Source organism: Cohnella rhizoplanae, assembly GCF_948329515.1.
Taxonomy (GTDB): domain Bacteria; phylum Bacillota; class Bacilli; order Paenibacillales; family Paenibacillaceae; genus Cohnella; species Cohnella rhizoplanae.
In genome coordinates this window covers 16,380-29,083 of sequence record NZ_CAOJCN010000038.1, presented here as the reverse complement: position 1 = coordinate 29,083, position 12,704 = coordinate 16,380, and the positions used below count along the sequence as shown (strand labels likewise).

Below are 12,704 nucleotides of genomic sequence, written 5' to 3'. Positions count from 1 at the left end.
GTCCTCTTCAATTTATGTCCGTATCCCGCCAACCCGCCCGTCTCTACAATGAAGACAGAACCGAGCGCGGACGCGTTCACGACTATAAGGAAACGAGGTGCGTGACTCATGGAGAAGGCGCTTGCCGCCATGCCGGTCCATAGAGAAAAGGGTTACTGGTCCAGGCTCGGCGCGCGGATCGTCAAGCATCGGGCGTTGTATCTGCTCGCGCTGCCGGGCGTGCTGTTTTTTATTCTGTTCAAGCTGACGCCGCTGTGGGGACTGCTGCTGGCGTTCAAGGATTACAACCCTTATTCGGGCTTCGCAGGGAGCGAATGGGTGGGGTTCAAGCACTTTGCCGACCTGTTCGCGGACAGCAACTTTTACATCATGCTTCGCAACACCTTCGCCATCAACGTATTCGGGCTCGTGTTCATGTTCCCTCTGCCGATCCTGCTCGCCCTCATGCTTAACGAGGTGCGACACGGTGCCTTCAAGCGCATTAACCAATCCATCGTCTACCTGCCGCACTTCCTGTCCTGGGTGGTGGTGGCGAGCATGACCTTCTTCGTGCTCTCGACCGACGTGGGCATCGTCAACAAGCTCATTGGCGAGTCTGGGCACGAGCCCATCAGCTTCCTCTCCGAGTCCAAGTACTTCTGGGGCCTGATCACGGCGCAGACGATGTGGAAGGAAGCGGGCTGGGGCACGATCATCTTCCTGGCCGCGATGGCGGGCGTCGATCCGCAGCGGTATGAAGCCGCGGTCGTCGACGGGGCGACCCGGTTCCGCCAGATCTGGCACATCACGCTGCCCGCCATCCGACCTACGATCCTGATCCTGCTCATCCTGCGGCTCGGACAGATGGCCGACGTCGGCTTCGAGCAGATGCTGCTCATGATGAATCCGCTGGTCATGCAGGTGGCGGAGGTATTCGATACGTACAGCTACACGCAGGGCATCCTGCGGGGGCAGATCAGCACGGGCGTGACGGTAGGCATGTTCAAGGGCGTCGTCGGCTTCGTCCTCGTGATGGCTTCGAACTATATCGTCAAAAAATCCGGCCAGGACGGCATTTACTAACCCCCCCAGTGAGGAGGCATACTGCCATGAGCTTCGTATCGCGCAAAAAAATGACGGCATTCGATTGGATCAATTATGCCCTGCTCGCCCTTATCTCCCTTGTGTGCGTTTTTCCGTTCCTGTACGTGTTCAGCGTGTCGTTCACGGACCCCGAGGTTTACGTGCCGCTGCGTTTTTATCTTTTCCCGGAGAAATGGTCGCTTGCCGCGTACTCCTACATCCTCTCGACCGACAGCTTCGTGAACGCCATGAAGAGCACCGTCTTCATCACCGTCGTCGGCACGATTCTCAACCTGATCGTCACCTTCTCCCTCGCCTACGCGCTGACGAAGAAGGATCTGCCGGGCCGGGGGCCGATGATGGGGTTCGTCGTATTCACCCTCGTCTTCAGCGCGGGCATCGTGCCGAACTATCTGCTCGTGCAGAACCTAGGCCTGTTAAATTCCTACTGGGCGCTGATCTGGCCCGTCCTGACGAACGCCTGGAGCCTCATCATCATCAAGAGCTTCCTCGAATCCCTGCCTTCGGAGCTGGAGGACGCCGCCCGCATCGACGGGTGCTCGGATATCGGCGTCTTCCTGCGGATCGTGCTGCCGCTGTCCATGCCCGCCGTGGCCGCGTTCACGCTGTTCTTCGCCGTTTCCCACTGGAATACGTACTTCAACGCGCTCATCTATCTGTCGGATTCCTCAAAGTGGACGCTGCAGGTGCTGGTCAAGACGCTGGTCATCGATTCGGACAACGCGGGCATGGCCGGCGCGGGCGGCGACGAACGGTCGGTGCCGCAGGAGACGATCCGCATGGCATCCATCATGCTGGCGATGGCGCCGATCCTGCTCGTCTATCCGTTCCTGCAGAAGCACTTCGCCAAAGGCGTCATGCTCGGCTCGGTCAAGGGATAACCGCATCGGCTCAGCGCCGGTGCCGATCTGAATCTGCGATTATGGGAGGCTGACTATATTGGAAAATCAAGAACGCGGCTGGTGGCAGAAGCCCCAGCGCATCATCCAGACGAATCTGCAGGTGAAGGACACGCATCTTATCGAGCCCCGCCGCCTCGCGCGCCAGATGAAGGAGCTCGGGGCGACCGCCCTCGTGTTCAACGTCGGCGGCATCTACGCCTGGTACCCGTCCGAGGTCGAAGGGCACCACGTCAACGAATATCTGCCGCAGGACTTCGACCTGCTGGAGGAGGTCGTCGCCGCCTGCCACGACGAGGGCATCCGCCTGATCGCGCGGCTCGACTTCAGCAAGACGGACGACATCGTCTTCCTGAAGCGGCCCCAATGGTTCGTGCGCAAGCAAGACGGGCAGCCGGAGATCATCGGCGCGCATCGCCCGGGCGCATGGTCGCTCCTCATGAGCACCTGTCTCAACGCGGGCTACCGCAACGAGGACGTCGCCGTGCCGGTGCTGGACGAGGTGCTGTCGCGCTACGACGTGGACGCCGTCTTCTTCAACGCGCCGCACTTCCTTCCCTGCTGGTGCGGCATCTGCAAGCGCAAGTACGAGCGCCTGTACGGCGTACCGCTGCCGGCGGATCCGGCCGCGTTCGCGCCGGATTGGCCCTCGACATGCATCCGCGACAATATGGACAAGATGTACCGCTTCATGAAGAGCAAGCGGCCCGAGGTTCAGATGATCCTGTATTACAACTTGTACAAGGATAACCTGTACGATCGGCTGCAGACGACCGACCTGCTGTGCACGGAGCCGCAGGACGTGCTGTCCGAGGGCCACCGACGGATTCCGGAGTTCTGGAAGCCCGCGCTCAGCATCAAGCTCGGCCGCTCCGCGCACGGCGTCCCCGCGCCGCTCGGCATCGTCCACTCCAGCCCCGGCATGGAGTGGCGCCATACCGGCCTGCCGCCGGCGGAGTACCGGTTCTGGCTGTCGCAGATCCCGGCGCACGGAGGCAGCATCTGGCACTCGCTCACCGGCATTCCCGAGACGATCGGCGACAAGCGGATTCTCGAGACCGTAGGCGCGCTTAATCGGGATGCGGCCAAGGTGGAGAATTACATGGACGGCGCCGGGACGCTGGCGCAGGTCGCGCTGATCTGGACGGCGAACCCGGCCGCGGAAGGTTGGGCGGACGGCCTGATCAACCGCCAGGTCCCGTTCGACGTGCTGCTCGAGGAGCAGGCGACGCCGGAGCGGCTCTCGCGCTACAAGGTTCTGATCGCGCCGGAGGGTCTGGCGCTGACCGAAGGGTTCGCCGCCACCCTGGAAGGCTACGCCGCGGCGGGCGGCCACGTCATCGCCGAGGGCGACGCCGCCGACAAGCCCGAATGGCGCTCCCTGCTAGGCGTCCGCGACCAGGGAGCGGCCGGCGAGCTGCTGACGGCCGCCTACCTGCGGTTCGAGGGCGCGGATAACCCGCTCCAGGCCGGCCTGGAGGCTACGGAGCTGATCGCGCTGCGGGGCGCCGTCTACTATGCCCAGCCTGCGGGGGAGACCGAGGTGCTGGCGACGCTCGTCCCGCCGTTCGCCCCGCTCGAGTGCGTAGGCGCTCCGCCGGAGCGCGCCTCGCTGCCCGTGATCCGCACCGACCTGCCGCTGGCGCTGCGCCGCCGGTGCGGGAACGGCGGCTTCCTATACTTCCCCTTCTCGCTCAGCGGGCTGCTGAACGAATTCAAGCTCGGCGAGCACTACCAGCTGCTGGCCAACGCGATCGATATGTCGCTCGGGGCGGATAAGCTGGTAGAGGTCACCAACTACCAGGGGCTGCAGGTCACGCTGTTCGAGCGGGATGACTACGTGCTCGTCCATCTCGTCAACGGCGCGGGCAGGCGGCCGCTCGCCACGAATCTGCCGCTGCACGATATCGCGCTTAAGCTGCGGCTGCCCGGACGCCGCGCCACCGGCGTGCGGAGGCTGATCGCGGAGGACGCGCTGCCGTACAGCGAGGCGGGCGGCACGCTGAGCCTCGACGTTCCGAGGCTCGAGGTGTGGGAGTGCCTGCTGATCCAGACGGAGGCGGCCGATTGACCCTAGCGGCATGGAGACATCCGAGGCTACGGGGATAACGCCGTCCTCGGCCGGCGGTGGAATGGTGCACAGGAAATGTGCATGAAGGACGGCAAAAAGCCTGCCCCGCGGCGGGCAGGCTTGGCTTCGTCCCGGATATCGCGATCAGCGCAGCGACATGCGATATTGCTTGGGCGACATCGACAGATGGCGCTGGAACGTCCGGTTCAGATTGCGTTCGGAGTAGCCGATCTGCTCGGCGATCTCCGCGATGCTGTGGTTGGTTTCCTCCAGCAGCTTTTTGGCCCGGTCGACCTTGTACTTCATCAGATACTCGATAAAGGTCATGCCCGCCTCCTGCTTGAACAGTCGGCTCAGATACGAGGGACTCATGCTGACGTACTCGGCGCATTCGATCAGCGAGGGCATGCCCTGATGCGCGTCGATATAGGCGCACACCCGCTGTACGGCGATCCGCGTGGCGTTCGCCCGGCTCTCCTCCGTGATCTGCCGGTGCATCGGGAACAAAAACTCTACGAACCACTCCTGCACCTCGCGATAGGTCTGCCTTGCCTTGAGCTGCTCGAACAGATTGTCCCCGAGATTGTCCAGCACGCCATAGCCCATCTCCTCGAGCGACTGGATGATGGAGGACAACAGGATATGATAGCAATGCATCGCCGTATTGTACGATTCGGACAGCCGGACACGCTCGTAGAACCGGCCCAGAGAGGCTTCGGCGAGATCGAGTTCCCCTTGAAGCAGATGCTCCGTAATCTCGAGCTCCAGATCCTTCGGATAGTTGAACGCAGCCAGCTTCCCCGAGGGAGCTGGCAGTTCGTCGTAACGGAAGATGCGGCGGCTCTCGTCGAAAAGGCGCTGCTGCAGCGCGGCTGCGGCCTCCCGGTACGACTCGGCCAGCAGATGAAGGCCGGGGCGAATCCCGCCGATGCCGACCGACACCGTGAAGGACAGATGCATCCTCAGCGCTTCGCATACGCTGGCGGCATACGCGTCGAGCGCTGCCGCCGCGTCCTCCGCGCTTACGGCGGCATCCCAGCAGAGCACGCCGATCGCTTCCTTATCCCCGTTGCCGACCACATGGCCGCTTGAGAACGGCCCGCCGCTCAGCAGCTCCTGCATGACGTTCTGAACCGCGAATACGATAATCGGTCCTTCGTTCGGCAGGAACCGCTTTTCCTTGAACAGATTCTCCGGGCGCACGACGACCGCCGCGAAGCAGCCGGAGCCTGGCAGTCCGTACGCCTGACGCTCCGCTTCGATCGCCTGCGGCTTGGCCGGCGCGGCGGCGGTCAATAGCTTCAGGATGAACCGGTCGCGCAGATCCGGCTGGATCCGCTCGATATAGGCGCGGAGCGACTCCGCCTGATCGTTCAGATAGGCGAGGCTCGATCGGATGTAGCCGATCTCGTTGTCCCTCCCCGTCGCGCCCGGCCCGTGCCGCAGCTGCCTCCCGTACAGGATGAGCTTGTCGATCGGGCTGTAGGCGAACTTGGACGAAGCGACGGTCAGCACGATGCCGAATAGCAGGATGACGAGCACCGAGCCGAGCACGAACAGCCGCATCCAGTTGAGCTGTCCGGCGATGGCCCGCTCTGGCAGCATGGAGATATAAGTCCGCCCCAAGGCCGTCTTGTAGGTCGCCGTCAATACCTTGCCGCCGTCCGCCTCGCCCATGACGAATCGGCCTTCGCCGCCGCTGCCCGTCAGGATACCCTTGAACAGCTCAATAGAATCGGCCGGGCGTCCGAGCAGAGAGGGGTCGGAGGAATGCAGCAGGACCGTGCCGTCCGCGTCCACGACGGCATAAGACTGCTCGCCGGCGGCCGCTTCGGTCTGGAACAGCTGCCTGCCGAGGTCCGATGCCTTAATCTCGTAGATCAGCGCCCCCATCGGCTTCCCGGTCCGCATGACGGGCAGTTGGCGAACGTACGAGATATAGCCGTCCCGCGGATATCCCGGCAGGTACGTCCATCCCTCGCTTCGTTCGCCCGACATGACCGCGCCGATGTTCGCCCTTTCCGGCGAATCCGCGAGCGTGGTTTTCCCGTAGGCGTTGGAGAGCACCGTATCGGAGGCGCTACCGTAATAGACGATGTCCTGGACGAGGCTGCTCGAGTTCTTCTGCACGGTCATGAAGTCCAGGATGTTCAGCTGGATCACGTACTGCTCGGCAAAGCCGGGTCTTCCCAGCCATGAGCGTATCGTAGGGTTGGCGGCGAGCTGCATCGACTGGTACTCGATGTCGGTCATCAGGTTTTCCGTCCGTTCCTGCAGCAGCGTCAGGGAGGTCCGGCTGTCCGCCCGGAACTGCCCCTCGATCTTGTTTACGGAATAGCGGTAATAAGCCAGGCCCAGAATCAGGATCGGGACCGTCACGGAGACGCATCCCAGCCAGACGAGCCTTCTGAAATAGTTGGATCGGGGAAACGCCCGATTGGCGGCTTGTTGAACTTTATTCAGCAGCGGCTTCATGAGGACCTCCCTCGGAACGGCGGATGGCGCGCGATAGACAAGGAAGGCAATCGGCACCGGGCCGATCACCTTCCGCTTCCTTACGGTCTTGCCTTGCCGCGGCTACAATAGCTCGACTACGGGTTCATCGCCTTGTAGTTCTCGGCGAATTCCTTGTACGCCTTCTTGGACTCCGGCAGATTGTTGATCTTGTCGACGAATTGCTTGTATTGGTCCATCGTGATCTGGCCGACGATCGCCTGCGTCACCGTGGACTTCCATTCATTCTGATACTTGGCCCAGACGTCGTTCCAGGTGTCGGAGATCAGATAGGCGAACGGGTCGATGCTCCCGATCTCGCCGAAGTTCTCGACCTCCGCGATCTTGGCGTCGTTATACGCCTTGTCGCCGGACGCGCTGATGACCTTGCCCCACTTCTGGGTGGCCAGGACGCCGGCGTTTTTGCTGGTCGTGTTGACTTCCTTCACGCCCTGCTCGGTCAGCACCTTCTGGCCGCCCTCGACCGTATGATGCACGCCCTCGACGCCATAGTAGGCGAGGTCGCTCATCTCCGTCGAAGCCGTCTTCTCGAAGTAGTCGAGCAGCTTCCATACCTTTTCTTCCGGCACCTTCTTGGAGATGAGGAAGCTTCCTGTGCCGCCGAGCGTCAGGTTGACGGCGTATGCCTTCGGCCCTTTGAGCGTCAGATTGAGGATCTTCGCGTCCGGCTGGCCGTTTTTCTTGATGAGATCCTCCCATTCCTTGTCCCACCAGATGCTGCGGGTATAGGAGGCGGCGCGGCCTGTCGTGAAGAGGTCCTGCGCTTGCGTGCGCTTCATGACGGAGAATTCCTTGGACAGCGCGCCCATCTCGTACAGCTTGCGGAAGTAGGCGATCGCATCCGTATATCCCGGGTTCAGGTTCGTGTAAATGAGTCCGCCCTCTTCATTGTAAGTGGGCTCCATCGCGCCGAACGCCGAGGCGAAGGATGCGTCTCCGTCGCTGATGATGACGCCGCCGCCGATCAGGCCGAGCGTGTCCGCGCGCCCGTTGCCGTCCGGATCGCCCTTGGTGATCTTGACCAGCGCATCCGCGTACTCGTCCAGCGTCGTCGGCACCGGGATGCTCAGCTTATCCAGCCAGTCCTTGCGGATCTTGATCCCCGGATCGATCTGCGACCGGGAGCCGGGCAGCGAATAGATCTTGCCGTCGACCGTGCGGTATTTGTAGGCATTTTCCGGCACGTTGTTCTTGAGGTTGGGATACTTGCTGAAGTCTCCGAGGAACGGCGTCAGATCCCAGAACGCGCCGCCCTTGATCGCGTTGATCAGCGTTGGCCGCTTGAAGTCCGGCGCCGCCAGCACTTCGGGCAGCTGCGCCGAAGCCAGCAGCAGGTCCAGCTTCGTATCGAGGTCGCCGGACGGCACCCACTCGACGTTTAACTTGGTGTTGGTCTGCTTCTGCCACTCCGTCCAGTAGGCGTCGTTCATATCGGGCACTTCATTGTACAGTCCGGCGAACATCTGGATGGAGAGCGGCTCGCCGCCGTCCCCCGTCTTATCCGTGCCCGGCGCGCTTGCCTGCGGCGAGCCGCCGCTGTTCGTCGGGGCCGCGTTATTGTCCCCGTTACCGCCGCATGCCGCGGTTCCTGCAATCGCTGTCATAAGTACCGTTGCCAGCCAAGCCCTCTTTATCGTCGGCTTCATCCTACCAAGTCCTCCCCTGATTGAAATGATCGGCGCAGGCCGGCTGAGTCCTCGCCCTGTCGCTGCAACCCCATCGTACGTCCGCCGTCCGGGGCAGAATAGGGACATTACTTGAGGCGGGGCGACGAGAAGAAATGTCCGCCGAAAACCCAGTCGGGGCAAGGCCTGCGCGCTTCGGCGAGGGCGTTCGGATAAGAAAAGTCCGGTCGCCGGGCAGCCGCTAGACCCCCTCGCGCGAGCTCATCCGGCTGACGAATTCCTTGGGCGAGCACCGGTTGAAGCGCTTGAACAGCTTGTAAAATTGGGCGATGCTCGGCACGCCGGCCTCGAGCGCCGCCTCGGCGATGCTGAGGTCGCGCGTCAGCAGCAGGCGCTCCGCTGCCTTGATTCGCTTGCGGTTGACATAATCGACGAACGAGCAGCCCATGGCGGAACGGAAGTAACGGATGAAGTAATGGTAGCTGAAGTTCAGCAGCCTGCTGACCTCTTCGACGGTGATTCGCTCCTGCAGATGCGAGTCGACGTAATCGAGCGCCGGCCGGAGCCGCAGCAGATCCCGCTCCGCCGCCGCGGGCAGCAGTCCGCCCTCGTCGTACCGGACGAACAGCCAGAGCAGCCGTTGGATCGCCGAGCCGATCGCCAGCTCGTACCCCCGCTCGCGTCCGCTGTATTCCTCGTACATGTGCGAGACCAGCGCATAGGTCTCGCGCCGGACCTCGGGCTTGTCGCGGAACAGCTCGTTCAGACGGCCGAGCGGCGCCGCGCCCTCGCTTAAGCCGTACAAGTAGGGCAGCGCGGCGCCTTCCAAATGCCGGCCCAGATCGACCTGCAGGACAATGAAGCGCACGGGCGCGGGACCCGCGCGGTGCGTGCGGTGCAGCTGAGAGACGCCCAGCAGCGCGACGTCCCCCGGCCCGAGGCTCAGATAGCCGTCCTGCGTCTGCATGCCCATCGCGCCCTCGACCATCGCGAGCAGCTCGACTTCCTTATGGTGGTGCCAAGGGCCGTACGCCTCCCCCCCTGCGGGAGACGGAGGATCCATGCCGATCTCCCATATCTTCATGTGCAGGAGCGGATGGCCGTAGACCACGATCTCCTCGCGCACCGGCTCTTGGAGCGGTCCTGCTACTGTCGTCACGGGCGGATACCTCGCTTGGGCACAGATCGTATTTTTGGAAACCCAAGTATAGCATAGATGTCATTTTTGGAGAACAATCGGTCAGCTTTGAAGCTATTTTTACGCGGGGGACGAAGCCTATAATGGGGGTGTCATCGCTCATCACAAACGAGGAGGATCGCGTCATGCAGGACAATTTGCGCGTATTGATCTGGAACGAATTCCGGCACGAGAAAAATAACGAAAAGGTGAAGGCGGTCTACCCCGACGGCATCCACCGCGCAATCGGAGAAGGCATCGGCGAGGATCTCTCGATCGGATACGCAACGCTGGACGAGGAGGAGCACGGCTTGACGGAGCAGCGTCTGGAAGACACGGACGTCCTCGTCTGGTGGGGACACAAAGCCCATCGCGAAGTATCCGACGAGATCGTCGAGCGCGTCCATAAGCGCGTCCTGGCAGGCATGGGCCTCATCGTGCTTCACTCCGGCCATTTCTCCAAGATCTTCAAGAAGCTGATGGGCACCACCTGCAACCTCAAGTGGCGGGAAGCCGACGAGAAGGAACGGCTGTGGGTCGTGTCTCCCGGCCATCCGATCGCCGAAGGCATCGGCGAGTACATCGAGCTTCCGCAGGAGGAGATGTACGGGGAGAGCTTCGAGATCCCGGCGCCGGACGAGCTGGTGTTCGTGAGCTGGTTCGAGGGCGGCGAGGTGTTCCGCAGCGGCTGCACCTACACCCGGGGACAGGGCAAGATCTTCTACTTCCGCCCCGGGCACGAGACGTATCCGACCTATTACAACGAAGAGATCCGCAGGGTCATCCGCAACGCCGTGCATTGGGCGGCGCCCACGAGCCGGCCGGCTCCTCTCTTCGGCAACCGCCAGCCGCTGGAACAGCTCAAGCCGCGGCAGGAGGCGTAAATACGGATGGATGGAACAGAGACGGCTAATAGAAGCGATAAGAAGTTCCGCCTCGTGCAGGTCGGGTGCGGCAATATGGCCCGGAGATGGGTCAAATACGCGGCAGAGCGTCCTGATATAGAGCTGGCGGCGCTCGTAGACATCCACCTGCCGGCCGCCGAAGCGCTGGCAAGGGAATTCGAGCTTAACGTCCCCTGTTACACGGACCTGGGTACGGCGATTCGCGAGAGCGGCGCCGATCTCGTCTTCGACGTCACGATCCCGCAGGTCCACAAGACCGTCGTGACGACGGCCGCGGCGCTCGGCTGCGACGTGATCGGCGAGAAACCGATGGCCATGACGATGGCGGACGCCTACGAGATCGAGGACATCGTCCGCCGGTACGGACGCCGCTACTCGGTCATGCAAAACCGCCGCTTCGCCCGGCAGATCCGGGAAGCGCGCGGCCAGATCGCGCAAGGAACGATCGGCAAGCCGGCGCACGCGACCGCGAATTTTTTCCTGGGACCGCACTTCGGGGGCTTCCGCGAGACGATGGACCACCCCTTGCTGCTGGACATGGCGATCCATACCTTCGATCAGGCCCGCTACCTGCTGCAGGCCGATCCCATGTCCGTGTACTGCCATGAATTCAATCCGTCACATTCCTGGTATTCGGGCAACGCATCGGCCGTCTGCATTTTCGAGATGGACGACGGTTCGGTGTTCACCTACAACGGCTCGTGGTGCGCGGAAGGCGAGCCTACCTCCTGGCAGGGCGATTGGCGCGTCGTCGGGTCCGAAGGCACCTTGTTCTGGGACGGGACGAACGAGCCTTACTGCAGCGTGGCGGAAGGAAGCCTAGGGCCGGGCGCCCGGATGCTTACGTACAGGCGGGTGGAACCGTCCTCGCCTTGGACCGGGCGCGAGGGTCACGACGGCTGCTTCGACGAGATGCTGGACGCGCTGCGGGACGGCAGGCCTGCGGAGACGGACTGCTCGGATAATCTGAAGAGCATGGCGATGGTATTCGCCGCGATCGAGAGCGCGCGGCGCGGGGAAAAAGTGCGCATCGGTCCGGGACAGGCGTATGATATAGGTTAGCAACCTACTTATATATTTGAATGTCCCTGGGAGGAGATTCTGCCATGCGCTTCGTAATCGCGCCTGATTCGTACAAAGGCAGCCTGACCTCGCGGGAGGTCGGCGCCGTCATGGCGGCGGCGATCCGCCGCGAGATTCCGCACGCCGAGATCGACGTCATCCCGATGGCGGACGGCGGCGAAGGCACCGTCGAGGCGCTCGTCGACGCCTGCGGCGGCGACAGAGAGGAAGTCGTCGTGCACGGTCCGCTGGAGCCCGGAGCCTCGGCTGCCATCGGACTGATCCAGGAAGACGGGGAGCCCGTCTTCGTGATCGAGACGGCGAACATCTGCGGATTGCCGATGGTCCCGGCGAATCAGCGGGACCCGTACGCCGCGACGTCGCGCGGGCTCGGCGAGATGATCTCGCACGCGCTGGACCGCGGCGCCAGGCGCCTCATCGTCGGTCTCGGCGGCAGCGCGGTGAACGACGGGGGCATGGGCATGCTTGCCGCGCTCGGCGCGCGGTTCCTGGACGCGGACGGCGCTATGCTGGAAGGGCGCGGCCGGGACCTGCTGCGCGTCGCCGCCGTCGACTGGAGCGGACTGGATTCGCGACTCGCGGCGTGCGCGATTACGGCGGCCAGCGACGTGACGAGTCCGCTGACGGGCCCGTCCGGCGCCTCGCTCGTGTTCGGGCCGCAGAAGGGCGCGACGCCGGAGCAGGCGGCGGAGCTCGACCGGGCCATGGGCCGGTATGCGGCCCTGCTCGAGCCCGGCTATGCCGGCGCTGCGGCGGGCATGGCAGGAAGCGCGGCTAGCGCCGAAGGCGGCCGGCTCGGGCTGGCGGACCGCGCTGACGCCGGCGATGCGGCTGACGCGGCGAGCGTCGAAGGCGAGGGCCTCGGCCTGGCGGACCGCGCCGACGCCGGCGATGCGGCTGGCTCGACGAGCGCCGAAGGCGAGGGCCTCGGCCTGGCCGGTCGGCCGGGCGCGGGCGCCGCCGGCGGGCTCGGCTTCGCGCTGCTGCGGCTCGGCGCGCGGATCGAGTCCGGCGCTGAAGTGGCCGCCAGGGCAGCGGGGCTCCAGGCGCGCATCGCCGGCGCGGACTGGGTGCTGACCGGCGAAGGGCGCACCGACGCGCAGACGCTGAGCGGCAAGCTGCCCTTCCGCGTGGCGGAGTGGGCGAACGGCGCGGGCGTCCCGGCGATTCTCGTGTCCGGCGGACTGGGCACGGACATCGAGCCGCTGTACGACCGGTTCGCGGCCGTATTTCCCATCGTCGCCCGGCCCGCTACGCTAGACGAATGCCTGGCCGAGGCGGAGGATAATCTGGCGCGTTGCATGCGCAATGTCGTACGGCTGATGAAGATAAAGACAGAACGCTGAG

Annotated in this window: 9 protein-coding genes; 6 read left to right on the top strand and 3 right to left on the bottom strand. The window is 63.6% G+C overall.

Features of this window, described 5'->3' with window-relative positions:
* Nucleotides 1–108: 108 nt before the first annotated feature.
* From PQG80_RS27910 to PQG80_RS27900, 3 genes are read left to right on the top strand one after another with little or no spacing between them, the layout of a single operon-like run.
* Nucleotides 109–1,062, top strand: a complete 954-nt coding sequence (locus PQG80_RS27910) for an ABC transporter permease (RefSeq protein WP_271755111.1) — start codon at nucleotides 109–111, stop codon at nucleotides 1,060–1,062.
* A 26-nt stretch (nucleotides 1,063–1,088) separates the two neighbouring features.
* Complete coding sequence (locus tag PQG80_RS27905) at nucleotides 1,089–1,964, top strand: carbohydrate ABC transporter permease (RefSeq protein ID WP_271755110.1); 876 nt, start codon at nucleotides 1,089–1,091, stop codon at nucleotides 1,962–1,964.
* A 58-nt stretch (nucleotides 1,965–2,022) separates the two neighbouring features.
* Complete coding sequence (locus PQG80_RS27900; protein WP_271755109.1) at nucleotides 2,023–4,053, top strand: alpha-amylase family protein; 2,031 nt, start codon at nucleotides 2,023–2,025, stop codon at nucleotides 4,051–4,053.
* A 144-nt stretch (nucleotides 4,054–4,197) separates the two neighbouring features.
* Here PQG80_RS27900 and PQG80_RS27895 read toward each other — a convergent pair whose 3' ends face one another.
* From PQG80_RS27895 to PQG80_RS27885, 3 genes are all read right to left on the bottom strand, one after another.
* Nucleotides 4,198–6,528, bottom strand: a complete 2,331-nt coding sequence (locus PQG80_RS27895) for a helix-turn-helix domain-containing protein (RefSeq protein ID WP_271755108.1) — start codon at nucleotides 6,526–6,528, stop codon at nucleotides 4,198–4,200.
* A gap of 116 nt (nucleotides 6,529–6,644) precedes the next feature.
* Nucleotides 6,645–8,213: a type 2 periplasmic-binding domain-containing protein gene (locus tag PQG80_RS27890; protein ID WP_271755107.1), complete on the bottom strand. Its 1,569-nt coding sequence runs from the start codon at nucleotides 8,211–8,213 to the stop codon at nucleotides 6,645–6,647.
* Nucleotides 8,214–8,433: 220 nt separating this feature from the next.
* Complete coding sequence (locus PQG80_RS27885) at nucleotides 8,434–9,351, bottom strand: helix-turn-helix domain-containing protein (protein ID WP_271755106.1); 918 nt, start codon at nucleotides 9,349–9,351, stop codon at nucleotides 8,434–8,436.
* Nucleotides 9,352–9,515: 164 nt separating this feature from the next.
* Between PQG80_RS27885 and PQG80_RS27880 the strand changes: the two genes are divergently transcribed.
* The 3 genes from PQG80_RS27880 to PQG80_RS27870 are packed head-to-tail and all read left to right on the top strand — an operon-like array spanning nucleotide 9,516 to nucleotide 12,703.
* The gene (locus PQG80_RS27880; RefSeq protein ID WP_271755105.1) at nucleotides 9,516–10,253 is read left to right on the top strand and encodes a ThuA domain-containing protein; all 738 of its coding nucleotides are present in this window, start codon (nucleotides 9,516–9,518) and stop codon (nucleotides 10,251–10,253) included.
* Between the two features lie 6 nt (nucleotides 10,254–10,259).
* Nucleotides 10,260–11,336, top strand: a complete 1,077-nt coding sequence (locus PQG80_RS27875) for a Gfo/Idh/MocA family protein (protein ID WP_271755104.1) — start codon at nucleotides 10,260–10,262, stop codon at nucleotides 11,334–11,336.
* A 44-nt stretch (nucleotides 11,337–11,380) separates the two neighbouring features.
* Entirely contained in the window at nucleotides 11,381–12,703 is a 1,323-nt protein-coding gene (locus PQG80_RS27870) for a glycerate kinase (RefSeq protein ID WP_271755103.1), read from the top strand.
* The last annotated feature ends 1 nt before the right edge of the window (nucleotide 12,704 follow it).